Here is a 26,803-nt window from a genome sequence, read left to right as displayed (position 1 = left end):
GCGGGGCACCCGATCACGCCCAGACCGGACGGAGAATCCACCAGCCCCCGAGCAGGAGACATCCGATGTTGACCAGCAGGAAGAGACCCACCCAGACGATGCCGGGAACACGGGTGAGCCGCGCCAGCTGATCGGCGTCGGAGTCTGGGGCGGCCCGCCGTGCCCGACTCCGCTGTAGTTCGATGACCGGCCGCGGCGACGCCACCAGCATGAAGGACGTGATCAGGTAGGCAGCCGCCACTTGTTGTTGCTCCGTGCCGAGCCAGACCAAACCGAACAGGAGGGCCCCGACGACGGTGAGGGAGAACAGCCCGTAGAGGTTCCGAACCAGGATCAGCATGGCGGCGAGTGCCACCACCCCGATCCAGAGCACCGCGACGGCATGACGGGTACCGAGCACCCAAGCTGCGCCGAGGCCGAGGACCGCGGGACCCACATACCCCGCAAAGGTCATGAGAACGACACCTAGTCCCGTGGGCTTGCCCGACGAGATCGCGACCCCGGACGTATCCGAGTGCAGCCGGACACCTTTCAGTCGCCTACCGAAGAGCAGCGCGACCACGAGGTGCGCACCCTCGTGGATGATCGTCACCACGTTGCGCGTGATGCGCCAAGCGTGGGGCTCGAGTACGAGCACCACCGCTACCACTGCCACCACCTGGACGATCCACGTCGCCGGGGTGGGGCTGATCGCGCTCACGCGCTCCCACAGCGATCGAATACCGTCTACACCCGCCGCGTCGTATGCGGCGGCCCCGCTCACTCGAGTCATCGGCGCCGAGTGTACGGAGGAGCGGCGTGGCCCGAGGAGCAGGATCGTTCGCAAGGCTACGGTCACGAGTAGGTAAACATGCGGAGAGCTACGGTAGCGCTGGCCTAGGCTCGATAGTTGCCCGCGATCGACCCGGCGGGTACGAGTGCGGATGGATCGGGGTGTCCAGATGCGGATCGCGGATGTATTGCGGAGCAAGGGTACGGCGGTAGCGACGGTCGACGCCGATACGTCGGTGAGCAGCGTCGTCGACGAGCTCGCCCAGCACAATGTCGGCGCGCTGGTGGTGCTCGAGAAGGGCTCGCTGGTCGGCATCGTGACCGAGCGCGACGTCGTGCGCAAGATTCACGAACGTGGACCCGACGTGCTGAAGGCACGGGTCGCGGACATTATGAGCACCTCGGTGTTCACCTGTCTGCCCACCGACAGTGTGGACAGCCTCGCCGAGACCATGACCGAGCGCCGGATTCGGCACCTGCCCGTGGTGGTGGAGGGGCAGCTCGTCGGCATCGTCAGCATCGGTGACGTGGTGAAGAGCCGGATCGGCGAGCTGCAGAGCGAACGCGACCAGCTCGAGCACTACATCGATCAGGGCTGACCTCCACGACTCCCGCTAGCGTCGTATTCGACTCTCTAGCGATGAGCCTAGAAAGCGGTAGATTGCACTACCGATCCCTCAGTCACTCTGGCCGCGCAGATACCGGCCGAAATGCGGGACGGTGAACCCGATCGATCCGCGCTCGGCCGAATAGATCAATCCCTTCTTGATCAGCCCGTCCCGGGCGGGTGACAACGAGGCCGGTTTACGACCGAGTTCGGCGGCGATCGCCGCTGTCGCGACCGGGCCGTCGTCGCCGGCGAGATCCGCCATCGCCCGCATGTACTCGCGCTCGGCCGGGGTGGCGCGCTCGTAGCGGGAACCGAAGAACCCCACCGCGAGTTCCTCTTCCGCGGTCGGTGCCGCCACCCGCACGTCTTCCTCGGTGATCGGGCTGGCCGCAGCCACATCCCAGGTGGCCTTCCCGTACGCCTGCACGAAATAGGGATACCCGTCGGCGGCCGCGTACAACGCATCCAAGGCCTCATCGGCGAACTTCACATCTTCCCGCTCCGCGGGCGCGATGAGCGCGCGATCCGCCGACGCCCGGTCCAGCCGGTCGATGCGGTGGTAACTGAAGAGGCGCTCCGAGTAACTCTTCGATGCCGACAACACCGCAGGGAGGTGCGGGAGACCGGCACCGACCACGATGAGCGGCGCCGCGTCCTGGCTGAGTTCGTGGCACGCGCCGCAGATCGCGGAGACGTCCGCGGCACCGAGGTCCTGCATCTCGTCGATGAACAGCGCGATCCCGACGCCCACATCTCGCGCCAGCGAGGAGGCGTCGAGCAACAATTCCACCAGATCGATCTCGATGTCTCCCGAATCCGCCCGACCCTTCACGGCCGGGGCGTCGATCCCGGGTTGCCATCTCTCCCGCATGCCCTTGTCCGCCGTCGCCCGCAACGCAAACGACTTCAGCACGCCCAGGAACTCCTCGACTCGATCGGGGTTGCGGTGTGCCCCCGCGATCTCGCGCACAGCCATGTGCAGCGCCGACGACAGCGGTCGGCGCACGTCCTGGTCAGGGCGGGCCTCGATCTTGCCGGTTCCCCAGCTGCGGGAGATGGCCGCCGACCGCAGATGATTGAGCAGCACCGTCTTCCCGACTCCGCGGAGTCCGGTGAGCACCACACTGCGTTCCGGACGGCCGCGGGCGATCCGCTCGAGCACCACGTCGAACGCGTCGAGCTGTCTGCTTCGGCCCGCGAGCTCCGGTGGACGCTGGCCTGCACCGGGGGCGTAGGGATTACGGACGGGGTCCATGGCCTCGAAGGTAACAACCTCGATAGCCGAATCTGCGGACATCTAGCGCGTGTCCTAGATCCCGCTATGAAGTCCACGACGCGCACGAGGGGGTGGGTGTTCGTCACCCTTCGGTGCCTATCGACGGGCGCCCGTTCCGCCGAGGCTGGAAGCAGTCACACGGAACGGGAGAACACCATGATCGAGACGGACGTCAGAGCGCAGCTCGAGCGCCTCGCACCCCTCGCCGCCGTCGGGGACGAGGAGGCCGTGGAGGAGATTCTCCGCATCGCCCACCCGGTGGTGCATCGCTACTGCACGTCCCGACTCGAATCGGTGGAACACCCGCACGCCTCGGCCGACGACGTCACCCAAGACGTTTCCCTCGCATTGATGAGCGCACTGCGCACCTACCGCGACGAAGGTAAATCCCTGCTGTCGTTCATCTTCGGTATCGCCGCACACAAGGTGTCCGATGCCCGTCGGCGCGCCAATCGCCTGTCGGTGCCCACTGCACAATCGGCCACCGCGCATCACACCGTGGATATCGACGAGGGGCCCGAGCACCACGTGCTGCGCGCCGAACTTCGGGGGGAGATGGACGAACTGGTGCAGACGCTCCCGGTCCGGCACCAGCAGATCGTGTTCATGCGCATCGTGGTCGGGATGTCCGCCGAACAGACCGCGCGCGTACTCGACACCACCCCCGGGGCCATTCGCGTCGCCCAGCACCGCGCGCTCGCCCACCTGCGGTCCCGGATCCACGCGTCGCATTCTCTCGCCAGCTGACCTGGCCATCGAGGTGCGATCGCACCATTGCCATTCGCCGGACCGAGTGGTCCGATGTAACGATGAGCGCAGCCGACACAGTTTTGCTCGCGATCGGAACCAAGAAGGGCCTCTGGCTGGCCACCAGCCGAAACCGCACCGCGTGGTCGTTTTCGGGCCCACATTTCTTGATGCACGAAATCCCCAGCATCGGCATCGACACCCGCGCGGGCCGCACCCGCATTCTCGTGGGGGTCCGGTCGGAGCACTGGGGACCGACCGTCGCGCACTCCGACGACCTGGGCGCCACATGGGTCGAACCCGACCACGGGGCGATCCGATTCGGTGACACCGACGACGCCGCGCTCGAGCGAATCTGGCAACTCCAACCGGACAGCGAAGACCGGCCCGGTGTCGTATGGGCGGGCTGTGAACCGATTTCGGTGTGGCGATCCCTGGACAACGGCGAGCACTTCGAACTCGAGCGCGCACTGTGGGACCACCCGCACCGGTCGCAGTGGGGTGCCGGGTTCGGCGGCGCTGCAGCTCATTCCGTGGTTCCGCATCCCCGCGACCCGGAGACGGTGCACGTCGCCATGAGCACGGGCGGCGTCTACCGCACCACTGACGGCGGCCGCACCTGGCAGCCGCGGAATGCGGGCATCTCGGCGGGCTTCCTGCCGGATCCGAATCCGGAGTTCGGGCAATGCGTCCACAAGATCGCCCGTGACGCAGTGTCCGAGAATCGGCTGTATGCGCAGAACCATCACGGCGTGTACCGATCCGACGACAACGGCGACACGTGGAAGTCGATTGCCGACGGGTTGCCGTCGGACTTCGGTTTCGTCATGCTCACCCACCCGTCTCGCGAGGGCACGGTGTGGGTGGTGCCGATCGAGGCGGACGCCGAACGGATCCCACCGGACGGCCGCCTCGCCGTGTACCGCAGCGAGGATGCCGGCAATACCTGGACCCGGCTCGACCGTGGCTTACCGGAACGCGAGTACAACGTGGTGCTGCGTGACGCCGCGTCCGTCGACACCGCCGACCCGGTGGGAGTGTATTTCGGTACGCGCGGCGGTGCCGTGTATGCGAGCGCCGACGAGGGCGCCACGTTCACCGAGGTGGCCGGACACCTGCCCGACGTCCTCTGTGTGCGCGCGGCGGTAGTGGCCGCGCCGTGACCGGGGCCGTGTCCGTTCGGGTTCCGCGCGCCCTCGCCTCGATCGTGGGCGGTGAACGCACCGTCGACGTGGCTCTCGACTCCGTGGCGACAGTGGCCGCCGTCCTCGACGTTCTCGCCGAGAAATACCCGGTGCTCGGCAGGCGCATTCGCGACGAGACGGGCGCCCTGCGCCGGTACGTCAACGTCTACGTGGACGGCGAGGACGTTCGCCTACTGAGCGGCGTGAGCACCGAAGTGGCGCCGGGACAGGAAATACAGATTCTGCAGTCGGTCGCCGGAGGCTGACACTCACCGCACGTGCACGTCGTTCTGGCCCGCCGTCGACATCAGTACCCGAGGTCGAGTGCCACCGCACGGGTGGGGGCGCCGTCCGAGCCCTCGATGGTGATCGGCAACAGGCTGACGAGGGGGTCGGGGAAGTCGATGAGGTCGAGGCGGCACAGGTTCTCGCCGATCACTCCCCCGGCAGCGGCGATCAGGTGGTGCACCGGATATCCCTTCTCGGCCTGCCCGTCGGCCGGCGTCTCGTCGACACTCGGTGCGTCGACGCAGAATGTTCGAACTCCCCGAGCGAGCAGTAGTTCGCAGGCATCGGGATCGAGGTAGGGATGCGTGTAATAGGCGTCGCTGCCGTAATAACGCGACCATCCGGTATGGAACAGGGCGATGTCGCCGGGCCGTACGCGTTCAGCCGCGGCTCGGATCGCATCAACGGTAATACGTTCGCGCGCACCGAGATCGCGGACGTCGAACAACACTCCGCGGCCGACGAACAGCTCGGGCGGCAGGGCGTCGACGGTGGCGCCGGTTGCGTCCATGTGGACAGGCGCATCTACATGGGTGCCGGATTGAGATCCGAAGCGGACACCCAAGACGTTGTAGCCATCGCGTTCGATCGTGCGGTGCGGCGTCAGCATCGGCACCGGATCACCGGGATACACCGGCATTCCGGGACCGATCGTGTGGGAAAGGTCCACGATTCTCCGCACGTATGGCATCGTTCGATTGTCCACGGTTCGCGGGCATGTGCACGCTGTGGCGGCGGCACGGCACTGCGCGCCACGATATGCTCGACGGCGAGCAAAGAGGTGGTTGCATGCCCGCGCGGTTGCTGACGCCACAACGTCAGGTCGAGGCCGACGATGGCCGAATTTGATCCGCTCGCGACTCAGCGTGGCGCTGCTCCCACGCTCGCAGCCGAACTCTCCGCAGTCGGGCTCGAGGATGCCGTAGAAATCGGCCGCGGCGGATTCGGAGTGGTCTACCGCTGCGTGCAACCCCAGCTCGACCGGACCGTCGCCGTGAAGGTGCTCACCGCAGAACTCGACGCAGAAAACCTCGAACGATTCTTGCGCGAACAACGCGCGATGGGCAGATTGAGCGGACACCCACACATCGTCAACATCATGCAGGTCGGCGCTACGGACAGCGGCAAACCCTTCATCGTGATGCAATTTCATCCCCACGACTCGCTCGACATGCAGATCCGCAGAAGGGGTCCCGTGCCGTGGAGCGAGGCGCTCCGAATCGGCGTCAAACTCGCCGGCGCCCTGGAGACCGCCCACCGGGTGGGAATACTCCACCGCGACGTGAAACCCGGCAACATCCTCCTCACCGAATACGGCGAGCCGCAGCTCACCGACTTCGGCATCGCACGGATGTCCGGGGCATTCGAGACCTCGGCCGGCACAGTCACCGGATCACCGGCGTTCACCTCCCCCGAAGTGCTGTCGGGGCGGGCACCGACCGCGGCGTCCGACGTGTACAGCCTGGGCGCCACGCTGTTCAGCGCCATCACCGGTCATGCCGCGTTCGAGCGGCACCACGGCGAGGAGGTGATCGCCCAGTTCCTGCGGATCACCACCCAGCCCGTGCCCGATCTGCGCCAGGAAGGCTTTCCCGCCGACGTGAGCGACGTGATTCAACGGGCGATGTCCGGCAACCCGGAGGAGCGTCCGGCCTCCGCCGCCGCATTCGGAGACGAACTCCGCGACATCGAACGCCGTCACGGACTGCCCGTCGACGAGATGGCGATGCCCGTCGACAAAGGCATCGTCGTCGTCCATCCCGCCGATGCCGCGCCGTCCGGCACCGGCACCGGTGACACCCCTCGTTCCACCACCGGCAGGCGACGGGACACCTCGACGCCTCCGCCGACGCCGGCTACCCGGTTCCGGCCGCCCGTGCCCACCCGGCGACTGGTGGAGCGTGCACGCCTCATCGACTTGTTGCGGGCCGGCCGTCGCCGGCTACTCACAGTCATCCACGGCCCGACCGGTTTCGGGAAGAGCACCCTGGCTGTGCAGTGGCGTGATGTCCTGACCGCGGACGGTGTGGCCGTCGCATGGTTGACCGTCGACAACGACGACGACAACGTGGTCTGGTTCGTCGCGCACCTCATCGAGGCGATCCGGCACGTGCGGCCGAGTTTGGCCGAGGAACTCGGTCAGGTTCTCGAGGAGCACGACAACGAGGCCGAGCGGTATGTACTCACCTCCCTCGTCAACCAGATCCACACGAGCGGTGAACGCGTCGCGCTGATCATCGACGACTGGCAACGGGTGTCCGATCCGGCGACGATCGCCGCCCTGGAGTTCCTCCTCGACAACGGGTGTCACCACCTGCAGGTGATCGTCGCGAGCCGAACCCGGGCGGGCTTGCCGATGAGCCGAATGAGAGTCAAGGACGAACTGGTCGAAATCGATTATGCCGAGCTCCGTTTCGACAACGGTGAAGCGCGAGAGTTCCTCGTCGACCTCGGTGGCCTGCCCCTCGAGAACGACGACGTCACCGAACTCCGAGATTCCACCGACGGCTGGGTGGCGGCGCTGCAACTGGCCTCGTTGTCGTTGCGGGGCCGATCCGATCCCGGGGAACTCATCGCCGGGCTGTCGGGACGGCATCATGCGATCGGCGAATTTCTCGCCGAGAACGTCCTCGACACCCTCGAACCGGCGATGCTCGACTTTCTGCTCGCCACGTCGATCACCGACCGCATCTGTGGACGCCTCGCCTGCACCCTCGCGGACACGGCACGTGGGCAGGCCATGCTCGAGGAGGCGGAGGACCGGGATCTGTTCCTCCGTCACATCGACGACGAGCGGACGTGGTTTCGCTACCACACCCTCTTCGCCGAATTTCTCCGCAGGAGGCTCGAACGCGATCAGCCCGAACGTCTTCGGGAACTTCATCGGGCAGCGTCGGATTGGTTCTGCAACCACGGACTGCTCCGGGAGGCTGTCGAACATGCTCTCTCGGCCGGTGACGAACAACGGGCGCTCGAGTTGGTAGAGGCCGACGGGTTGTCGCTCTTCGAGCATTCGCAGACCGCGACGCTGCTCTCCCTCGTCGGCAAGCTCCCGCCGCGGTTGGTGCAGCGCAGCGCCCGACTGCAGATCACCGTGGCATGGGCAGACATGATGTTGAGCCGCATGGAACCGGCGCGGCGGGCGCTCGAACTGGCTGAGCGTGCCCTTGAACACAGCGCACTCGCCCCGGGGGACATCGCGGATCTCCGCGCCGAGATCGGTGCGGTTCGCGGGGTCGGGGAGCTGCGCGTCGACCGGATCGACGATATCGACGAACTCGTCGCCGAGAGCCTCGCCCAGCCGGAATCATTGCACCCCTGGGTGGTGTCGGCCGCTTCCAACGTCGCCACCTTCGCCGCAGTGTATCGATTCGACTTCGCCGAAGCGCGACGGCTCCAGGAACGAGCGCAACCCTATTACCAGCGGAACAAGGGACCGCACAACATGGTTCACGGTGAGTGCTACGTGGGCATCTGCGCGCAGGAAGAACTCGACGTCGACGAGGCGGAGAAGCGCTTCCGCAAGGCAAGGGGTGGCGCGAGGAAAGCCGGCGGAGTGCACGCGCCCTCGGGCCGGCTCGCGGGTTCCCTTCTCGGCGAGCTCCTCTACGAGCGGGGCGAACTCGACGAGGCGGAGCAGCTACTCGACGACGGGTACCGCCTCGGCGCGGAAAGCGGCGGCGTGGACTTCAAGATCGCCCGGTACGTCACAGGGGCCCACATCAAGGCACTCCGCAACGACCGCGACGAAGCCGCCCGCCGGTTGCACGAAGGCTACGAAATCGCCACTGCGCATCGACTTCCGCGCCTGAAGGCCCGGGTGGAGAACGAACGCCGAAGATTGGGAATCTCCGCCCATCCCGCACTCGGAGCAGCCACACCGATCACCTATGCAGAGCGGCGCCGACCGGTGCACGGCCTGAACTCGATCACAGCGCAGGTAGAAGAAGCCACCGCCATCCGTCTCCTCCTCGCCACCCGTTCCCGAGAGAACATCGAGCTGGCCTGCACATGGGCGCACGAGTGGACCGGCAGGCTGGAGGGCAGCGGACGCCGACGGGCGCTGCTCCTGGCCGATCGACTGCTGGTGGCGTGCCTTGCCGCGGCGGGCCGCGAAGACGAGGCCAAGAAAGTACTCGCTTCCGTGGCGTCCATCTGCGCCGTCCGGGGCCTTCGCCGCATTCTCCCCGACGGTGGACCGCTCGTCGTCGCCCTCTGCGCGGATCTGCGGGCAGATCAACTGGCCGGCGACTGGCAGCCGGAGTGGCCTGCCGTCCCACCCGAATTCCTCGAACAGATCCAGGCGTCGACTGCCCCGTACACCTTGTGACGATGGATTACCGTGAGCGGATGACGAACCCCGGCACGCCCCTCCTTCTCGATGTCCTGCGCACCGAAGGGCAGCGCATCGCGTCGATGCCGGCCGACGCTCTAGCCGCGCCGGTACCGTCGTGCCCGGGTTGGACGCTCGAACACGTGGTCCGGCACACCGGCAAAGTCCACCTATGGGTGACCGCCGTGATGCAGGCAGGCCCCGGAGCCACCCTCGACCAGGCTCGACCGGCGCGGCAGATGCCGCGGGGACCGGAGTGTCTCGACGCGTACCGTTCGGCTCACGAGTCGATGATGACCGAGTTCGAGCAGCGAGACCTCGACGAGCCCGCACCCACCTTCGTCGGACCGGCAACCGCGCGGTGGTGGGTTCGCCGACAGGCCCACGAGGCGACGGTCCATCGTTTCGACGCCGCCGATGCCGTCCACACGGCCGGTGGGCCACTGCCCGAACCCGCAGACCCCACCGCAGCGGCCGACGGCGTCGACGAGTGGATCCAGGCCATGGCCTCACGATTTCTCGGTGCAGGGCAGGTGCCCGAAAGCCTGCTCGGCCGCACCGTACACCTGCACGGCACCGACACCGGTGACGCCGAGTGGCTGCTGGCCTTCACCGACGACGGCATGGCCGTCACGACCGAACACACGAAAGCCGACGTCGCGTTGCGCGGCTCCGCGCAACAGCTACTCCTCGCCGTGTGGCGGCGGCGGCCGCTCGACAGCCTCCAACTCTTCGGCGACGCAGCAGTTGCCGAAGCCCTCCTCGACACCGTGCAGGTCTGAGGCGTTTCACCCGGGCATGGGAGCGAGTCAGCTCGATCCCATGTCTGCCGATCGCCAGTGCTCGGGCCGGAGGTAGATCGCAACCTGCTCGCCGAGTTGAGCCTTGGCGAAGTGGAGGTAGGCGTCGACCTTCTCCGGCGCGAGATAACGCTGAGCCATTTCCCGCATCATGTCGTCCGTTCCCGGGGCGGTTCGCGTCACCGCGCCCTCGACGGAGACGTATCGGACGGTGGGTTCCACTCGTTCGACCATCATCGTGAATCGCCCGGCCGCCTCGATGAGGCGCGCCTTCTCCGACCCGGGGCCGGTGAGCACCCATACTTCGCCACCGGGGTGGTACTGGTACCAGATCGGGACTGTCAGGGGTCCGCGGTGCTCGCCCGCGGACACCGACAGCGCCGCGATGTGCGGCTCGGCCAGGAACTGTTCGCGCTCGTGCGCAGAGAGTGGCATGTCGCCGACGGTAGACGCACCCACCGACATCGTGTTCCGTCAAGGATTGCGGTCCCGAGTCGACGGATTCAGCCGAGGGTGTTGAATGGGACCCGTCGGTCGGTGCAGCGTCGTTGTCGAGATGATCGGAGGCCGTGATGCCGGGTCCAGTGCCGAGATTGGCTGCGCAAGCCGTTCTCACACCACCTAGTGCGGCGTCGCTCTTCCTCGTCGTGGTGGCGGGTGAGTCGCGCGAGGACGCGCTGACGGTCCGCGACGTCGTCGCCGACCTCGAAAGTCTTCTCAAGGCCGTGGGTTTCCGGGAACTGGCGGGTTCGCTGTCGTGTGTGGTGGGCATCGGATCCGAGTTCTGGGACCGTGTGAGCCCCGCCGCCAAACCGGCTCTCCTGCACCGCTTCCTCCCCCTGTCCGGACCCGTCCACAGCGCCCCGTCCACTCCTGGTGACGTTCTGTTCCACATCAAGGCTGCCCGCGCCGACCTCTGTTTCGAGCTGGGCCGCTTGCTCGTCGCAGCGCTCGGGTCCGCTGCCACCGTTGTCGACGAGGTGTCCGGCTTCCGGTATTTCGACGCCCGCGATCTCCTAGGATTCGTCGACGGCACCGAAAACCCCACCGACGCCGAGGCCGACGAGGCCGCCCTCATCGGAGACGAGGATCCGGATTTCCGTGGTGGCAGCTACGTGATCGTGCAGAAGTATCTGCACGACATGAGCGCCTGGACGTCGCTCAGCGTCACCGAGCAGGAACGCGTCATCGGGCGTACCAAGCTCGAGAATGTCGAGTTGGACGAGGACGCACAGCCCGGCAACTCTCACGTCGCCCTCAACACGATCGTCGACGATGACGGTGTCGAACACCAGATCCTCCGCGACAACATGCCGTTCGGCAGCCTGGCGGCCGGTGAGTTCGGCACCTACTTCATCGGTTACGCCAGGGATCCGGGCGTCACCGAACTGATGCTGCGACGCATGTTCCTCGGCGAACCGCCCGGCAATTACGACCGCATCCTCGATTTTTCTACGGCCGTCACGGGCACGCTGTTCTTCGTTCCGAGCCGGGACGTTCTCGAGTCCCTCGCCGATGAGCCGGAGAGCGCCGAGGCGCCATCGAATGCCACCGGCGAAGCCGAGCAGCCGGACCCGTACGACCTGTCCTTGAACATCGGTGGTCTCAAAGGAGTATCGCAATGAGTGATTCGAGCAATCTGCACCGCAACCTCGCCCCGGTGACGGAGGCAGCGTGGCAGCAGATCAGCGAGGAGGCGGCTCGTACGTTCAAGCGCCATGTCGCCGGGCGACGGGTCGTCGACGTCGCGGGGCCGTTCGGTTACTCCTACTCCGCCCACAACATCGGGCGGGTCACCCCGATCAGTACCTCCGACAGCCGAATTCGGGCACAATTGCGCCAGGTCCATCCCCTCGTCGAACTGCGTTTCCCGTTCACGCTCAGTCGCGCTGAGGTCGACGACGTGGCCAGGGGCTCTCTCGACTCCGACTGGCAGCCCGTCAAGGACGCCGCGAAGGCCATCGCGTTCGCCGAGGACCAGTCGATTTTCGACGGGTTCGAGCAGGCCGGGATTCGCGGCATCGGCGCGTCCAGCGACAATCCCGTCCTGAGCCTGCCCGAAGATCCGCTTCTCGTTCCCGACGCCGTGGCCTCGGCATTGTCGGCGTTGCGTCTCGCCGGTGTCGAGGGACCGTACTCGGTGGTGCTCGACGCCGACACGTACACGGCAGTCAGCGAGACCCGCGACGCCGGGCACCCGGTGTTCCACCACCTCGACGCCCTGGTCACCGGCGACATCATCTGGGCCCCGGCGATCCGCGGCGGGTACGTGCTCTCCACCCGTGGCGGTGACAACCAACTGACCCTCGGCGCCGACCTGTCCATCGGCTACGACAGCCACACCGCGACCGACGTGACGCTGTACCTCGAAGAGACGTTCACGTTCTCCTCGCTCACCGCCGAGGCCGCCGTCGTTCTCCAACGCTGACACTCTCCACGCCGGGCGGGCGCTTCAGCCGCCGAACAGCAGGTACAGCCCACCGAAGGTGTACGTGACCATGGTGAGCAGCAGTGCCAGCTGTCCGGTGAGCTGATGCCCCCGCGGCAGGATCCGCACCGATGCGTCGTGTGCCGCAACCACGCCCAGGACGTGCCCGATCAGCACACAGAGCACCTTGATCGACGCGGTCGCGGACGGGTGTTCGGACAGTATGTACGCCACCTCGGCGTTGCCCAGTCCGAGCAGATTCCATCCGCGTCCCAGCGGGTCGGCCAGCAGGATCACCGTCGCCTGACCCTTCTCCACCAGGTACGTCAGGTAATGGGCGAACACGTAGCCGATGATGATCGGGATCAGCGAGTGTGAGAGCAATCCGGGGAGGGCGGCGCGCTGTTCTGGACGTAGTCCGCCCGTCGCCCTGGTGGCCGCCCAGAACGACACACCCACGAAGCCGATGAAGACAAGCAGTCCGGCCGTGCGCGCCAGCGTCTCCGCTACTGGCCCGCCGGCTGCGTCGAGGGTTCGCTGCCACCATGGAAAGGCGGAGAAGCTGTCGAACGCCGTCGACCCCAGCAGGGTCGCCATCAATGCCACCGACCCGGCGCGCACGGGCATCGACCCCAGATGGTCGAGCGGATTACGTAAGGCGATCCGGCCGTCACCGCGATTGCGGCTCAGCGGCGACAACCGGGATGCGAGGGTGCTGTAGACCTCGAAGGGATCACCTCGCTCGCACCAGCGCTCCCCCGCGACAACAGCGCCGGCCAACGTCACGACGAGGTAGGCCACACACCAGGTACGCACGGCGGCAACCGAACCCGGATCCGAATACGCGAGTTCGAGCCACACGAAAGCGAACAGGCCCACCACCGCCGGCCGATATCCCCAGGAGTCGCCGTACCGCCGGTTCCGTTCTCCGGGTGAGCGCCCGAGCACAGCGCACACCATTCGGTGCACTGTCCGTACCGGGGACAGCACCCGCCAGATCGGGCCGAACGCCAGCGACACCGCGACCAGGCCCACCCACAGCAGCACGTAGAACACACCGGGCAACGCATTATCCGCGGACGTGGACGGGCCGAAGAACGCGGCCAGAGCCACCCACACGGTGAGGACGAGCGCTACACCCGCCAGGACGTTCCGGGTGATGGGCGAGTCCGCAAACCGCGTGACCCAGTCGGGGAGGGCGCGGCCGGGCCGGTCGGGATCGAGTTTCGGGGTCTTCCACGCGAAGGCCAGAACGACGAACGACACGGTCAGCGCCCAGCTCGCGCCGATCAGGGCAAAGGTGAAGGGAATCGGAAGATCGGTGGACCCACCGAGCCCGTGTGCGAGCACAGCGGTCATGGACGCACGAGCAGGGTGGCCACCGTCTTGCCGGTCTCGTGCAGCTCCAAGGCGACCTGGCCCGGAACCTCTACCGAGAACTGGGTCTGCTGGCCCGTCCCCGGGTGGATCTCGAACGAGTGCTCCGGCACCGCATGTACGTGCAGTTCATCGTCGGCGTCGCTGTCGACGCGCACGGTCACGGTCTGTCCTACCGCGACGTCGATGCGCTCGTTGGTGGGCGTCACCGTGCCTTGGCTGATCCGGACGTCGATCACGACACTGTCCTCGGGAGTACCGCTGCCAGGGGCTTCGGTTTCGGTACCGCACCCGGAAGCTCCGACGAGAACACCCGCGGACACCGCCACCACGGCGGTCAACCGCCTGATCACCTAGACGTCCTCCTCTTTCCGCTTCGTTGATTCGTCATCGGTGTTCTCGGCATTCTCGGCTGCCTCGGCTTTACGGTCCCGGACCGCCAGATAGACGATCAGACCGACGACGAGGAATGCCGGAACGAAGGCGGGAATCGCCAACAACACCGAGTGGTCCGCGAGATACACGACATTCGGGTCGCTCGCCGGACTCATGTCACGTTCACGTCCTCGCGGGTGTCGGCGGTCGCCTGCCCCCGGGTGTACTTGCCGATCCGTCCGGCACCCCATGCCAGGGCGGAGACGAGTGCGAGCGTGCAGGCCAACACGACCAGGGAGGCGGCGGCGAACAACCAACTGGGATGATCGAAGTTGCGCTCCCGCTGCAAGATGGTGATTTCCGGGACGAACTCACGGGTGAACGACGATTCCGCGGGCAGTTCCTCGGCGCCGATCCCCGGGTCGCTCGGCAGGAAGATCGGCACCGCCGTCATGGTGCGCCCGTCCTGCACGCGCAGCAAAGTCTTCCACGTTCCGTGCACCGGCACGGGCTCGTTGGTCCGGTAGGTTCCCGGCCCGGTGCGTTCGAGGTTGTCCACGGTGAAACCGTTGTCGAGGTCGGGCCCGCCCTGCCAGGACAGGATGGACACCCAGGCCGGATCGTCGCTCGCCAGATCGGGCGGATCGATGGTGACCTCGGCATTGACCATTCGGCCGCCGTCGGGTGCCGCGTCGGTGAGGACCACTGTGGCGGTCGCGTTCTCCGGGACGGTGGCAATCAGGCCGTTGGCGGTTGCACCGCCGATCACCAGAACGGTGGCGACCACGATGGTCCGGCTGAGCGCGGGACGCGGCAAACCCTCGGACCGCAGCACCCGGCCGAGCAGCGCACCACAGGCTCCTGCTGCGATACCGACGGGCACGGCCATCGCCAGTGCCTCCGGCCACATGCTGGTGGGCCAGGGGTAGAGGTACATGGCGTCGATCCACAACGATTCGAGCCAGAGTCCGACTGTGGCGACGAGGAATCCGCCCACGGCGCCGAACGCCACCCGATTCTTGATCAGCGGGGTGAGGGCGAGCAGTTCGATGACCACGGCCGCGCCGAGGCACAATTCGAAGACGTTGGTCGGGGCCCCGAGTACCGGGCCCACCATCAACGCGGTCGCAGCGCGCACCACTCCGGCGACGGCGACCGCGACGAGTGCCGCGAAAGGACCGAGGACGATGCGCGCGGCAACCAGTGCGAATGCGGCAGCACCGGCGATCATCATCGGCTGCAGGACCAACCGGAACTGTTCGACACCGAAGTCGTACTCGATCTGGAAGACGGACAAGCCGATGATCAGTCCACCGAAAGTGCCGCACCGGAGGAACCAGATGAGCCGACTGTCGGCGGCCGTCTCACCCGTCTTGGCGGCGCGACCCTCGAAGTCGAGGAGGAGAACGCCGATCAGGGACAGTCCCGCTCCGCCGATCAGCATGAGGTGAGTGGGGCCCCACAACGTGACATCCTGACCGAAGATGCGGTGCCAGACGTCGTCGAGCGGAAAACCGATGAGGGCGTACAAGCCTGCCCCGGCAACCAGGACCCCGCCGACCGGGACGTACCAGGTGCGGGTGATCTTCAGCGCGGCCGGACCTGGCTTCTCGTCGCGGGGCAGGATCATCGCCAGCATGCCGGTGATGAACAGCAGGAAGAGACCCACGAGGATGAAGTAGTGCGCCGGGTTCGCCAGCGGGCCGTCGTCACGCCCGCGTCCGATGTGCAGACTCACATCCCAGATGAAGCCGAAGAACGCGGTGAGAATGGTGCCCACGAAGGTGAACAGCGGGAGCGCCACCCACGCGGGGCGGTCCAGCTTGCGACCCGCGGCATCGGCAATCGACTGTAGCCACGTGATCTTCCGCGTACGGTGCAGGTACGCGATCCACAGCAGGCCGATCGTGATGACCGCCGTCGCCACCGTGATCCCGATGATCTGGTCGAACGCTGCGCCGCCACCCTCTCCGCCAGACTGCGCGAAGATGAGTGAACTCGAAGTAACAGTAACTTGGCTCACGTGGTGATTATGTGCGTCCCGCGCCGAAAATGCCAGCCCCTCGTCGGGGAGGTCACCGTTCCGTAGACGAATCTATGCCTTTCTGCGATCAGACGTAGATCTGCGTAGAAGCCGCTATCGCAGTCTCTACCAGGACTAATCGCCAACGTCCGCAACTGCAGCCCGTGTAGGACACCACCCCTGTACTCGTCAGATGTCGCGATACTTCCCGCCAGGCGTGCTCGTGCCGTTCACTCATGGCTCCAGCGTGATGTAATGGCATTGTGCATCTCAACCCTTACGGTGAGTATGCGGTGGAACTCGCCGCTGATCTGGCGAATCGCCGACCCCGGACCATCGACGAGCTGGTGGCCCGATGCATCGAGGCCGGAGTCGTGGTCGATTTCCCGGTCTCCGAGGACGACCTCGGCGACGTGCTCGCCGTGCTCGACCGGTGGGCGGTCATCGTGGACGCCGGAAACGAGCAGGACCGCGCAGAGCAAGTCAATCTCCTCCTCGCACAGGCGTCCGCCTACCCACGTCTGACCAACCACGCCGGCGACGGCTGGCATCTGCACTATCGCGACGACCAGCGTTCCCTCGCCGGAGTGCTCGAGGCACTCATTGCCGTCGGAACCGCATTGCATCTCGTCGGCCGAGGGATGAGCCGGCTCGGCCGGTGCGCGGTGGAGGAATGCACAGTGATCTATGCAGACACCTCGCGGAACGGGCGGCAACGCTACTGCTCGCCTCGCTGCGCCAACCGGGACGCCGTCCGCCGTCACCGGTCGCGCTGCTGATCGTCCTCGGGCGAGCTGACTGTTCTGGGATGATCAGTGCGGGAAATCTTCGCCCGTGAACTCGCGCTTCTCGACCAGCACCAGCCAGTTCCCCGAATTGTCGCGCATCACCGCCTCGACCCCGTAGGGGCGTTCGGCCGGAGGCTGCGTGAACTCGACCCCCTTCGCGCGCAACTCCTCGTAGGTCTTGCGGCAGTCGGTGGTGGTCAATCCGAACCCGCCCATCGTCCCACTCGCCAGTGCGCGCCGGATCGCCTCTGCCATGTCGGCGTCGAGCGGCGGTCCCGGCTTCATGAGGGTGACCTCGAGCTCGGAGTGGTCCGGGTGCATGATCGTCACCCAGCGGAACCCGTCACCCATCGTGACGTCGGTGCCCTCGACGAAGCCGAGCGTGTCGACATAGAACTTCTTCGCCTCGTCCTGATCCGTGACGTACAGCGTCACGAGGGATACGCCTGTAATCATGTGCTGCCCCTGCCTGTGTGGTGTTCTGCACCGAACCTACGTCGGGGCCGCTTCGTCGTGCTTCTCCGAAATTGCGACGTTCAGCGGCGATCACTCAGGCCGTGCATGAAGACGTAGCAGCCCGGGATGCGCGGGGCACCGTTCTCGGCGAACTTGGCCTGATACATCGACGGTGAGGTCCCGACAAGCTGCCGGAACTTGGCGCTGAACGACCCGACGCTCGTGTAACCGACGAGATGACAGACCTCCGTCACGGTGAGGTTGGTGGCCCGCAAGAGGTCCTGGGCTCGTTCGATACGCCGCTCGGCGAGATAGACCCCGGGTGTCTTCCCGTACACGGCGGCGAAGCACCGCAGGAAGTGGTACTTCGACACGGCAGCCGATGCCGCCAACTCCCCCAGCTCCAGCGGCTCCGCGTAATTGCGGTCGACGAGATCGCGGGCGCGGCGCAGGTGCGGGAGAAGCTCCTCGGGAACTCGAGCAGCCGCCGTCATGCTCCCAGTCTGGCAGGACCTACCGACGAGAGGACAGGAACGCCGTCGAGCCCGACAGGTCGCCCGGGCGGTGGCTGCGTGGCTGGACGAGCCCGCGACGCTCGAGAATGGGCCGCACGCCCTCTCCGAAGCGGTACGACTCCTCGAGGTGGGGATAACCGGACAGCACGAAATGGTCGAGTCCGAGTGCCGCGTATTCGGCGATGCGGTCGGCGACCTCCTCGTGCGAGCCGACCAGCGCAGTGCCGGCGCCACCCCGCACCAGTCCGACACCTGCCCACAGGTTGGGCGCCACCTCGAGACTCCGCGCGTCACCCGCCTGTGAATACGCGCTACCTCCGCCGTGCAGCTCACGCATCCGCCGCTGCCCCTCCGAGCCCGAGCGGGCGAGGCTCTGTTGCGCCTGTTCGACCGTGGCCGGATCGAGCGCTGCCAACAGCCGGTCGGCTTCGGCCCAGGCCTCCTCGGAGGTGTCGCGGCTGATCACGTGCAGTCTGATGCCGTAGTCGAGCGTGCGTCCCTGCACCTCGGCGAGGTCCCGGATCCACGCGATCTTCCCGGCGACGGCACTGGGCGGCTCACCCCAGGTGAGGTAGGTGTCGGCGAACTGGGACGCGACGGTACCGGCCGCAGGTGACGACCCGCCGAAGAAGATCGGCGGCACAGGATCGGGAATCCGCTGCAGCGAAGCGTTCTCGACCCGGATGTACTCGCCGGCATAGTCGACCGGACCGTTGCCCGACCACAGACGCCGGATGACGTCGAGGAACTCTCCGCACCGTGCGTATCGCTGATTCTTGTCGAGGTAATCGCCGTACGTCCGCTGCTCGTGGTCTTCTCCACCGGTCACCACATTGAGCAGCAGACGCCCCTGCGACTGCCACTGGAATGTCGACGCCATCTGGGCGGCGAGCGTCGGGCTGAGCAAGCCTGGCCGCAGTGCCACCAGGAATTTCAATGTTTCAGTGGTCTCCACCAACATCGCCGTCGTGAGCCACGCGTCCTCGCACCAGGCGCCGGTGGGGGTGAGAACCGATTCGAAACCGCTCGCCTCCGCGGCTGCCCCGATCTGGTTGAGGTATTTCAGCGTTGCGGGACGATCCCCCGCCATCGAGCTTCCGTGGCCGCCTGCCATCAAGTTGCGGGAGTCACCGTAGGTGGGCAGGAACCAGTGGAAATGCAGAGACACGCGGGATCCTTGTCGACGAAGATGGTCAGCGCTGCCCAGTTCATCAACCTGGCGGCCCCGGCGGGAGGGTTTCATTCACCGTGATTCGGAGGGTGAAGGCCGGCGACGGACACCGATAACGTCACCGGCCCATGACCACGCTCTCCCAACCCGCCTCCTCGCCGTCGACCGAGTCCGACCTCGAGCGGCGCAAGCGGTTACGCACCGTCGTGGCAGCCAGCCTCCTGGGCACGACAGTGGAGTGGTACGACTTCTTCCTCTACGCAACTGCCGCCAGCCTGGTCTTCAACCAACTCTTCTTCCCCGACCAGACGTCCTTCGTCGGCACCATGCTGGCTTTCGCGACATTCGCAGTCGGTTTCGTGGTCCGCCCGATCGGTGGAGTCGTGTTCGGCCACATCGGCGACCGCATCGGGCGCAAGAAGACGCTCGCGCTGACCATGTTCATCATGGGCATCGCCACCGCCCTGATGGGCGTGCTGCCGACCGCCGAGCAGGTCGGTGTTCTCGCCCCCGTGCTGTTGCTCCTGCTCCGGATTCTGCAGGGGTTCGCCCTGGGTGGCGAATGGGCGGGCGCCGTGCTTCTCGCCGTCGAGCACAGCCCTGCGCGGCGACGCGGGCTGTTCGGAAGCATCCCGCAGATCGGCCTCGCCCTGGGTCTCGCACTGGGGACCGGAGTCTTCGCGGCCCTGCAGGTGATCTTCGACGACGCCCAATTCCTGTCGTACGGGTGGCGAATCGCGTTCTTGCTCAGCCTGATCCTCGTCGTCATCGGCTTCGTCGTGCGACTGAAGGTCGAGGAGACCCCGGCATTCCGGGAAGTGCACGAACTGCAGACGCGTTCCTCCGCTCCGTTGAAGGACGTGTTTCGCGGCCCCATCCGCCGCAGCAGTGTGCTCGGATTGCTCTCACGCTGGGGTGAAGGGGCCGCGTTCAACACCTGGGGCGTCTTCGCAATCACCTACGCGACGAAGAGTCTGGACTTCGCGAAAGTGCCCGTCCTGCTGGCCGTCACGATCGCGGCAGTCGTCATGGCGGCCCTGCTTCCGTTCTCCGGACTCTTGGTGGACCGCTACGGGGCCGCGAGGATCTACATCATCGGAATCGCCGCCTACGGCCTGGCGGTGTTCCCGACTTTCGGCCTGTTCGGCACCGAGAACATGCTCTGGTTCACCGTCGCGCTGGTCCTGGTATTCGGGATCATCCACGCTCTGTTCTACGGAGCGCAGGGCACTCTCTATGCAAGTCTCTATCCCACCGAGATCCGCTACACCGGACTGTCGGTGGTGTATCAATTCTCCGGGATCTACGCCTCCGGTGTGACGCCGATGATCCTCACCGCCCTCATCGCAGTCGGCGGCGGCGCCCCGTGGCTCGCCTGCGGCTACCTCGTCGCCACCTCGATCGTCAGCGTCGCCGCCACATCTGCGATCCGCAAGCAAGACCTCTACCTCTGACCCGGACATCCGTCGGCACTCTCTCGGTACACCGACTTCGATACACCAGCGTATTCGATACGTTAGTGTATCGAGTGAGTCCACCGACCCCGGCGCCGAGGAGGGAACATGGCGACATCTTCGGCGCCTACCCCTCACCATGCCACCGACGCGCCGAGGAGGGTGACGAAACGGCGAGGCCAAACACGGCGGCGCCTACTCGACGCAGCGGGCGAGGTGTTCTCGGAGAACGGGTTCGGGCGCTCGACGGTCGAACAGATCTGTGAGCGCGGCGGATACACGCGCGGCGCCTTCTACTCCAACTTCGCCTCCCTCGACGAGATGTTCTTCGCCATGTGGGAGCAGCGATCCACCGCCATGCTCGAGCACATTCGACTGGCAGCCGAGTCGTCGGACATCGACCTGACCGATCTCCCGCCGTCGGAGAAGGTGCGTGCAGGTACCGCCCTGATACTCGACGTCGTTCCCGTCGACGACCAGTGGTACCGGATCAACGCCGAATTCACCGCGCATGCGCTACGTAATCCCGCCTTGAAGAAGGCCCTCGCGGCGCGCGAACAAGCGATCCTCGACACGATCGTGCCGATCCTCGAGAGTGCCCTCGGCCGACTCGGCCGCACCATTGTCGGCGACCCGCAGACATTGGGCCGCGCCTTGGTCGCCGTACACGACGGCACCAGCGTCCAGTGCCTGATCGAGGACGCCAGCGCGTCCGCCCGGGAACTGCGCGTCGATCTGTTCACCCACGTCGTGACGGCATACAGCCGGCCCGACACCACCCCACCACGCACCGCCCGACAAGAGGAGTCTTCGTGACCGAACAGGCTGATGTCATCGTCGTCGGCGCCGGCTTGGCCGGTCTCGTCGCCACCTATGAAATGGTGAAGGCGGGCCGCAAAGTCCTGCTGGTCGAGCAGGAGAGTTCCTCGAACCTCGGCGGGCAGGCCTTCTGGTCACTCGGCGGGTTGTTTCTCGTCGACACGCCCGAGCAGCGGCGTCTCGGTATCAAGGACTCGTACGAGCTCGCGATCCAGGACTGGATGGGCACCGCCGCCTTCGACCGCGAACGAGAAGACCAGTGGCCGCGGCTGTGGGCGCAGGCGTACGTCGAGTTCGCCGCAGGCGAGAAGCGCCAATACCTGCACGACCTCGGCCTGCGTCTGATGCCCAATGTCGGGTGGGCCGAGCGCGGTCGGGGATCTGCTCTCGGGCAAGGCAACTCGGTGCCCCGCTTCCACATCACCTGGGGCACCGGACCGGGTGTCGTCGAAATCTTCCTCACCCGCGTCATCGCCGCCTCACAGCGCGGACTGGTCACGTTCAAGCATCGACATCAGGTCGACGAGATCGTCGTCACCAACGGCGCCGCCACCGGGGTGCGCGGCACCGTCCTCGAACCCTCCACCGAGCCGCGCGGGGTGAAGAGCTCGAGAACGGCGGTCGGGGACTTCGAATTCTCGGCGCAGGCGGTGGTCGTCACCTCCGGCGGCATCGGCGGAAACCCCGAACTGGTCGCGAAGAACTGGCCTGCCCGGCTGGGCAAGGCGCCCGAGAACATGCTCGCCGGGGTCCCGGCGCACGTCGACGGCAGAATGCTGGAAATCACCGAGAACGCGGGCGGCAACATCGTCAACCGCGACCGCATGTGGCACTACACCGAGGGCATCCAGAACTGGGACCCCATCTGGCCCAATCACGGAATCCGGATCATTCCCGGCCCGTCGTCCATGTGGTTCGACGCCAACGGGAAACGGCTGCCCAGCCCCAACTTCCCCGGGTTCGACACCATGGGAACGCTGGAATACATCATGAACAGCGGCCACCACCACACGTGGTTCGTGCTCGATCAGAAGATCATCGAGAAGGAGTTCGCGCTGTCGGGCTCCGAACAGAACCCCGACATCACCGGGCGGGATTTCAAGCTCCTCGCCGCGCGCCTGAGAAAGGGTGCACCCGGACCAGTCGAAGCATTCAAACAGCACGGGGTCGATTTCGTGGTCCGCGACAACCTTCGCGACCTCGTCGACGGCATGAACGCGCTCACCGACCAGCCCCTGATCAAGTACGAGGACCTCGAACATGAAATCGTGGCCCGAGACCGCGAGGTGAAGAACAGCTACAGCAAAGACTTCCAGGTGATGGCTATCCACAATGCACGGAACCTTCTCGCCGACAAGATCACTCGCGTCGTCGCCCCACACGAGATACTCGCCCCCGAAAACGGCCCGCTGATCGCTGTCCGGCTGCACCTCCTCACCCGCAAGACCCTGGGTGGTCTCGAAACCAACCTCGACTCACAGGTCATCAAGCCGGACGGCACCCCGTTCGAGGGCCTCTACGCCGCGGGTGAGGTCGCCGGATTCGGCGGCGGCGGAGTGCACGGTTACAGCGCCCTCGAGGGCACCTTCCTCGGCGGCTGCATCTTCTCCGGGCGCGCCGCCGGCCGGGCCCTCGCCCGGTAGGCGGCTCCGCCGCCCGTGAGTGGTTAACGAGTCTCTGGGCTCGCTAACCACTCACGGACACAAGCCTCTCGGCCGCCTCCAGTTCGCGGACGAGGGGCAGCACCTTGGCGCCGAAGTATTCGATCTCCTCCTGGAAGTGGAGGAAGCCGCCCAGAATGAGATCGACGCCGCGGCGACGGTATTCGACGATGCGCTCGGCGACTTGCTCGGGTGTGCCGATCAGCTGGGTACGGAACCCATCGTTGTACTGCACCAAATCTTCGAAGGTCGAATCCGCCCACATACCCGATTTGTCGGCGGTGGACGCACCCGCTTGCTGGACGGCCGACTTGAACCCTTCGACGGCCGGCTTGTTGGCCTTGTCGATGATTTCCCGGAGGGTATCGCGGGCTTCTTTTTCGGTGTCGCGGGCAATGATGAATCCATTGAGACCGAACTTCACTTCGCGGTTCGCCTCACGCGCATGCCGGCGGAGGTCCACGATCTGCTCGGTGACACCGTCGTAATCCTTGCCATTGGAGAAGTACCAATCCGCGTATCGTCCGCCGTTCGCCCGGGCCGCTGAAGAGTTTCCGCCCTGGAACAGTTCCGGGTTGGGCCGTTCCGACGTGTTCAGCGGTTTCGGCTTCAGCGTGAAGTCGTGGATGCGGTAGAAGTCCCCTCGGAAATCGACCTCGTCTTCGGTCCAGATCTTGCGCAGCACTTGCAGGAACTCGGCGCTGCGCCGGTAGCGCTCGTCGTGTTCGAGCCAGGGCTCTCCGAGGTGGGTGAACTCGTCTTTGAACCAGCCGCTCACCACGTTCACCGCGAACCTGCCGTTCGAGAGGTGGTCTGCTGTGGCCCCCAGCTTCGCCAGTACGGCGGGCTGCCACAATCCGGGGTGCACCGCCGCGATCACCTTCAGCCGCTCGGTGGCGAGCAGCAGCGCGAGGCTGAAACTGGTCGACTCGTGCTGGAACTCCGCGCCGTAGCTCGCCTCGTAGCGCACCTGGCTGAGTGCGTACTCGAAACCGTTGTTCTCCGCCGTCTGGGCGAGCTTCTTGTTGTATTCGTAGTCCCAGCTCGTGCGCTGTTCGATGTCGGACGTGACCAGTCCGCCACTGACGTTGGGCACCCAGTAGGCGAACTTGATCTGATCGGCGATGTGTTCCGTTGACATACCCAGGATCGAACCTGTTCGCCACGGTTGCGGCCACCCTTCCGATCATGACGCGTGCAACCCTTCCTCCTTCCTGCGGAGGCGTGTGAGCTTCGCTGACATGACAGCCGTACAGGAGCGAAGAGCTGCTCCCCCGATCGCAAGCGAGACGGACTACAACACGCTCGCCAATACATTCCGCCCCATCTTCTCCGACATCGCCGAGGGGGTGGTGCAGCGCGAACGCGACCATGTTCTTCCCTACGAACAGATCGACGCCCTGAAGAGAGCTGGTTTCGGCGCAATCCGGGTACCCACGTCGCACGGCGGTTTCGGCGCGAGCATTCCGCAGCTGTTCCGGCTTCTCGTCGAACTCTCGGCCGCGGATTCCAATGTCACCCAGGCTCTGCGTGGCCATTTCGCATTCGTCGAGGACCGTCTGGTGGCAGCCGAAGGCGTGGACCGCGACCTCTGGCTGCAGCGTTTCGTCGACGGCCAACTCGTGGGAAACGCGTGGACGGAGATCGGAGACGTTGCCCTCGGGGAAGCCAACACCAAGGTATCGCCCTCACCCGACGGTGATCACTTCCTCGCGAACGGCGCCAAGTACTACAGCACGGGGTCCATCTTCGCGGACTGGATCGACCTGTATTCGCAGCGCACCGACACCGGTGCTTTCGTCATCGCCGCCGTCGACGCACGCCAACCGGGTGTGACCCACAGCGACGACTGGAACGGTTTCGGGCAACAGACCACCGGTTCGGGCACATCGACCTACGAGAACGCAGTGGTCCGGCCGGAGAACATCTTCGACTTCTCCACGCGCTTCAAGTATCAGACCGCCTTCTACCAGTTGTTCCACCTGGCGACTCTGGCCGGGATCGCCCGAGCCGCGACGGACGCCCTTGCCGCACGCGTCGCCGCCCGCACCCGCACGTTCAGTCATGGCAACGCACCCACCTACGCTCAGGACGCCCAGATCCAGCAGGTGGTGGGTGAGGTGTCCGCTGCCGCGCACGCAGCCGAGGCCATCGCGATTCATGCGGCGGAGCCGGCGCAATGGGCCTACGAGGCCGCGTTCGGCAGCGACCCCGATGAGGAGAAGGCAGCCAACATCGCCGCCGAAATCGCCTCCGCGCAAGGACAGATCGCCTCGACGTCCCTAGTCGTCCCGGCGACGGCGAAGATTTTCGACGCACTCGGCGCCTCGGGTGTCGACCGCGGCTGGGGCCTCGACAGGTTCTGGAGAAATGCGCGCACCGTGGCGAGCCACAACCCGGTGGTGTTCAAGGCGAAGGTCGTCGGCGACTACGAAATCAACGGAACCGAGCCCATCTACGTCTGGGCCATCGGAACCGCACGGAACGACACAGGAGATCAGTCATGACAGTAACCACGGCAGATACAGTCTGGGCAGAGACCCCGACCACGAGCGCAGAGTGGATTGCCCGCGCAGAGAAGGTGAGCGACATCCTCGCCCGCGACGCCGTCGAACGCGACCGCGTCGGAGCCGCCCCCTACGCGGAAGTCCAGCTCCTCAAGGACAGCGGATTGGTCACACTCCTGGGCCCCACCGAGTTCGGTGGCGGCGGACAGCGCTGGGAGACGGCGTATCAGGTCGTCCGGGTGATCGCCCGCGGCGACGGTTCGATCGGGCAGCTCCTCGGATACCACTACCTGTGGGCGTGGGCCGTGCGGCTCGTCGGCACCGAACCTCAGATCGGCGCGGTGGAGGAGCTGTACACCAGCAACAACTTCCTCTTCGGCGGTGCGGTCAACCCGCGGGACACCGACCTCACCATCGTCGACCGTGGCGAGACCCTGGTGTACAACGGCGTGAAATCGTTCTCCACCGGTGGGCGTGCCACCGACCTCACCGTGCTCGAGGGCATCATCGAGGGCACCGCCACCCATGTGTTCGCCATCGTTCCGACCGCTCAGGACGGTATCGTCTTCCGCGGTGACTGGGACAACCTGGGCCAACGCCTCACCGATTCCGGTTCGGTGGAGATCAATGACGTAGAGGTGGACTGGGCGGGGGCAGCGGGGTTCGTGGACAAGGAGTTCCAGCCCCTCGTCTACAACACGCTGAATTTCCCGGCACTCGAGATCGTGTTCGCCAACTTCTACGTCGGAATCGCCCGCGGCGCTCTCGACACCGCCGCCGAGTACACCCGAACGCGCACGCGCCCGTGGCCGTACGGGGGCGACAACAAGGAATTCGCCACCGACGAGTGGTACCTGCGTGAAGGCTACGGCGACCTGCAGGCGAAGCTGTGGGCAGCGGAGGCCTTGGTCGATCAGGTCAATCGCGAGTCCGACGCGGTCCTGCACGACGCGCGGGAAAACCTCACCGAGCAGGCTCGCGGCGATCTCGCCGTGCGGATTGCCGCAGCGAAACTACGGGCTGCCGACGTTGCACTCGAAATCGGAACGAGAGTCTTCGAGTTGACGGGTGCGCGCGCCACCTCCAACAGTGTCGGGCTGGACATCTTCTGGCGTAACGTCCGAACGCATACCTTGCACGATCCCGTGGCGTACAAGCGTCGCGAGGTGGGCGGCTACGTCCTGACCGGCGAGATTCCCGAACCTACTTGGTACACCTAG

At 66.0% G+C, this 26,803-nt stretch carries 26 protein-coding genes; 14 read left to right on the top strand and 12 right to left on the bottom strand.

Annotation, left to right across the window (positions count from 1 at the left end):
* Positions 1-13: 13 nt before the first annotated feature.
* Entirely contained in the window at positions 14-700 is a 687-nt protein-coding gene (locus JQT59_RS11080) for a M50 family metallopeptidase (protein WP_249354586.1), read from the bottom strand.
* A gap of 241 nt (positions 701-941) precedes the next feature.
* On the opposite strand from JQT59_RS11080, the gene JQT59_RS11075 reads away from it, so the two are divergent.
* Positions 942-1,370, top strand: a complete 429-nt coding sequence (locus tag JQT59_RS11075) for a CBS domain-containing protein (protein ID WP_159927347.1) — start codon at positions 942-944, stop codon at positions 1,368-1,370.
* Between the two features lie 78 nt (positions 1,371-1,448).
* Here JQT59_RS11075 and JQT59_RS11070 read toward each other — a convergent pair whose 3' ends face one another.
* A complete protein-coding gene (locus tag JQT59_RS11070) occupies positions 1,449-2,636 on the bottom strand; it encodes an ATP-binding protein (RefSeq protein WP_159927345.1) in 1,188 nt (395 codons plus the stop codon).
* Between the two features lie 177 nt (positions 2,637-2,813).
* Here JQT59_RS11070 and shbA point away from each other — a divergent pair, with 177 nt between their 5' ends.
* The 3 genes from shbA (at position 2,814) to JQT59_RS11055 (ending at position 4,854) form a co-directional block, all read left to right on the top strand.
* Positions 2,814-3,404 (top strand): RNA polymerase sigma factor ShbA, encoded by a 591-nt coding sequence (gene shbA, locus JQT59_RS11065; protein ID WP_213576177.1) that lies wholly within the window; start codon positions 2,814-2,816, stop codon positions 3,402-3,404.
* A 62-nt stretch (positions 3,405-3,466) separates the two neighbouring features.
* Positions 3,467-4,567, top strand: coding sequence for a WD40/YVTN/BNR-like repeat-containing protein (locus tag JQT59_RS11060; protein ID WP_213576176.1), 1,101 nt, complete (start codon positions 3,467-3,469; stop codon positions 4,565-4,567).
* The gene (locus tag JQT59_RS11055) at positions 4,564-4,854 is read left to right on the top strand and encodes a ubiquitin-like small modifier protein 1 (RefSeq protein WP_213576175.1); all 291 of its coding nucleotides are present in this window, start codon (positions 4,564-4,566) and stop codon (positions 4,852-4,854) included. Before JQT59_RS11060 ends, JQT59_RS11055 begins: the two co-directional genes overlap by 4 nt.
* Before the next feature lie 41 nt (positions 4,855-4,895).
* Here JQT59_RS11055 and JQT59_RS11050 read toward each other — a convergent pair whose 3' ends face one another.
* The gene (locus JQT59_RS11050) at positions 4,896-5,567 is read right to left on the bottom strand and encodes a cyclase family protein (RefSeq protein ID WP_213576174.1); all 672 of its coding nucleotides are present in this window, start codon (positions 5,565-5,567) and stop codon (positions 4,896-4,898) included.
* Between the two features lie 144 nt (positions 5,568-5,711).
* Here JQT59_RS11050 and JQT59_RS11045 point away from each other — a divergent pair, with 144 nt between their 5' ends.
* On the top strand, positions 5,712-9,206 hold the full coding sequence (locus tag JQT59_RS11045) for a serine/threonine-protein kinase (RefSeq protein WP_213576173.1): 3,495 nt from the start codon (positions 5,712-5,714) through the stop codon (positions 9,204-9,206).
* Between the two features lie 20 nt (positions 9,207-9,226).
* Complete coding sequence (locus tag JQT59_RS11040) at positions 9,227-9,991, top strand: maleylpyruvate isomerase family mycothiol-dependent enzyme (RefSeq protein ID WP_213576172.1); 765 nt, start codon at positions 9,227-9,229, stop codon at positions 9,989-9,991.
* 27 nt (positions 9,992-10,018) lie between these two features.
* Here JQT59_RS11040 and JQT59_RS11035 read toward each other — a convergent pair whose 3' ends face one another.
* Positions 10,019-10,444, bottom strand: coding sequence for a pyridoxamine 5'-phosphate oxidase family protein (locus JQT59_RS11035; protein WP_213576171.1), 426 nt, complete (start codon positions 10,442-10,444; stop codon positions 10,019-10,021).
* Positions 10,445-10,581: 137 nt separating this feature from the next.
* Here JQT59_RS11035 and JQT59_RS11030 point away from each other — a divergent pair, with 137 nt between their 5' ends.
* Both JQT59_RS11030 and JQT59_RS11025 read left to right on the top strand, forming a co-directional pair.
* Positions 10,582-11,634, top strand: a complete 1,053-nt coding sequence (locus tag JQT59_RS11030; protein ID WP_213576170.1) for a Dyp-type peroxidase — start codon at positions 10,582-10,584, stop codon at positions 11,632-11,634.
* Positions 11,631-12,437, top strand: a complete 807-nt coding sequence (locus tag JQT59_RS11025; protein ID WP_213576169.1) for a family 1 encapsulin nanocompartment shell protein — start codon at positions 11,631-11,633, stop codon at positions 12,435-12,437. Before JQT59_RS11030 ends, JQT59_RS11025 begins: the two co-directional genes overlap by 4 nt.
* 24 nt (positions 12,438-12,461) lie before the next feature.
* Here the strand turns inward: JQT59_RS11025 and JQT59_RS11020 are convergent, their stop codons facing one another.
* The 4 genes from JQT59_RS11020 to JQT59_RS11005 are packed head-to-tail and all read right to left on the bottom strand — an operon-like array spanning position 12,462 to position 16,212.
* The gene (locus JQT59_RS11020) at positions 12,462-13,796 is read right to left on the bottom strand and encodes a hypothetical protein (RefSeq protein WP_213576168.1); all 1,335 of its coding nucleotides are present in this window, start codon (positions 13,794-13,796) and stop codon (positions 12,462-12,464) included.
* On the bottom strand, positions 13,793-14,167 hold the full coding sequence (locus tag JQT59_RS11015) for a hypothetical protein (protein ID WP_213576167.1): 375 nt from the start codon (positions 14,165-14,167) through the stop codon (positions 13,793-13,795). Before JQT59_RS11015 ends, JQT59_RS11020 begins: the two co-directional genes overlap by 4 nt.
* Positions 14,168-14,365 (bottom strand): hypothetical protein, encoded by a 198-nt coding sequence (locus JQT59_RS11010; RefSeq protein WP_213576166.1) that lies wholly within the window; start codon positions 14,363-14,365, stop codon positions 14,168-14,170.
* Positions 14,362-16,212 carry a hypothetical protein gene (locus JQT59_RS11005; RefSeq protein ID WP_213576165.1) on the bottom strand — a complete coding sequence of 617 codons (1,851 nt, stop codon included), beginning with the start codon at positions 16,210-16,212 and terminating at the stop codon, positions 14,362-14,364. Before JQT59_RS11005 ends, JQT59_RS11010 begins: the two co-directional genes overlap by 4 nt.
* A 263-nt stretch (positions 16,213-16,475) precedes the next feature.
* Between JQT59_RS11005 and JQT59_RS11000 the strand changes: the two genes are divergently transcribed.
* Positions 16,476-16,991 carry a CGNR zinc finger domain-containing protein gene (locus JQT59_RS11000; RefSeq protein ID WP_213576164.1) on the top strand — a complete coding sequence of 172 codons (516 nt, stop codon included), beginning with the start codon at positions 16,476-16,478 and terminating at the stop codon, positions 16,989-16,991.
* A gap of 33 nt (positions 16,992-17,024) precedes the next feature.
* Here the strand turns inward: JQT59_RS11000 and JQT59_RS10995 are convergent, their stop codons facing one another.
* The 3 genes from JQT59_RS10995 to JQT59_RS10985 form a co-directional block, all read right to left on the bottom strand.
* Positions 17,025-17,456 (bottom strand): VOC family protein, encoded by a 432-nt coding sequence (locus tag JQT59_RS10995; protein ID WP_213576163.1) that lies wholly within the window; start codon positions 17,454-17,456, stop codon positions 17,025-17,027.
* A gap of 80 nt (positions 17,457-17,536) precedes the next feature.
* Positions 17,537-17,950, bottom strand: a complete 414-nt coding sequence (locus JQT59_RS10990; RefSeq protein ID WP_213576162.1) for a helix-turn-helix domain-containing protein — start codon at positions 17,948-17,950, stop codon at positions 17,537-17,539.
* A 19-nt stretch (positions 17,951-17,969) separates the two neighbouring features.
* Entirely contained in the window at positions 17,970-19,139 is a 1,170-nt protein-coding gene (locus JQT59_RS10985) for an LLM class flavin-dependent oxidoreductase (RefSeq protein ID WP_213576161.1), read from the bottom strand.
* Between the two features lie 131 nt (positions 19,140-19,270).
* On the opposite strand from JQT59_RS10985, the gene JQT59_RS10980 reads away from it, so the two are divergent.
* From JQT59_RS10980 to JQT59_RS10970, 3 genes are all read left to right on the top strand, one after another.
* On the top strand, positions 19,271-20,596 hold the full coding sequence (locus tag JQT59_RS10980; RefSeq protein WP_208960247.1) for an MFS transporter: 1,326 nt from the start codon (positions 19,271-19,273) through the stop codon (positions 20,594-20,596).
* Between the two features lie 108 nt (positions 20,597-20,704).
* Positions 20,705-21,412 (top strand): TetR/AcrR family transcriptional regulator, encoded by a 708-nt coding sequence (locus JQT59_RS10975; RefSeq protein WP_213576160.1) that lies wholly within the window; start codon positions 20,705-20,707, stop codon positions 21,410-21,412.
* Positions 21,409-23,058: an FAD-binding dehydrogenase gene (locus JQT59_RS10970; RefSeq protein WP_213576159.1), complete on the top strand. Its 1,650-nt coding sequence runs from the start codon at positions 21,409-21,411 to the stop codon at positions 23,056-23,058. Before JQT59_RS10975 ends, JQT59_RS10970 begins: the two co-directional genes overlap by 4 nt.
* A gap of 43 nt (positions 23,059-23,101) precedes the next feature.
* Here JQT59_RS10970 and sfnG read toward each other — a convergent pair whose 3' ends face one another.
* Positions 23,102-24,217 carry a dimethylsulfone monooxygenase SfnG gene (gene sfnG, locus JQT59_RS10965; protein ID WP_213576158.1) on the bottom strand — a complete coding sequence of 372 codons (1,116 nt, stop codon included), beginning with the start codon at positions 24,215-24,217 and terminating at the stop codon, positions 23,102-23,104.
* A 100-nt stretch (positions 24,218-24,317) separates the two neighbouring features.
* Here sfnG and JQT59_RS10960 point away from each other — a divergent pair, with 100 nt between their 5' ends.
* Both JQT59_RS10960 and JQT59_RS10955 read left to right on the top strand, forming a co-directional pair.
* Entirely contained in the window at positions 24,318-25,583 is a 1,266-nt protein-coding gene (locus tag JQT59_RS10960) for an acyl-CoA dehydrogenase family protein (protein ID WP_213576157.1), read from the top strand.
* On the top strand, positions 25,580-26,803 hold the full coding sequence (locus tag JQT59_RS10955) for an acyl-CoA dehydrogenase family protein (RefSeq protein WP_213576156.1): 1,224 nt from the start codon (positions 25,580-25,582) through the stop codon (positions 26,801-26,803). The genes JQT59_RS10960 and JQT59_RS10955 overlap by 4 nt, the downstream gene beginning before the upstream one ends.

Source organism: Rhodococcus sp. USK13, assembly GCF_018343855.1.
Classification (GTDB): domain Bacteria; phylum Actinomycetota; class Actinomycetes; order Mycobacteriales; family Mycobacteriaceae; genus Rhodococcus_F; species Rhodococcus_F oxybenzonivorans.
Note: the sequence above shows the minus strand (reverse complement) of the source record. Positions and strands in the feature narration are given on the sequence as shown.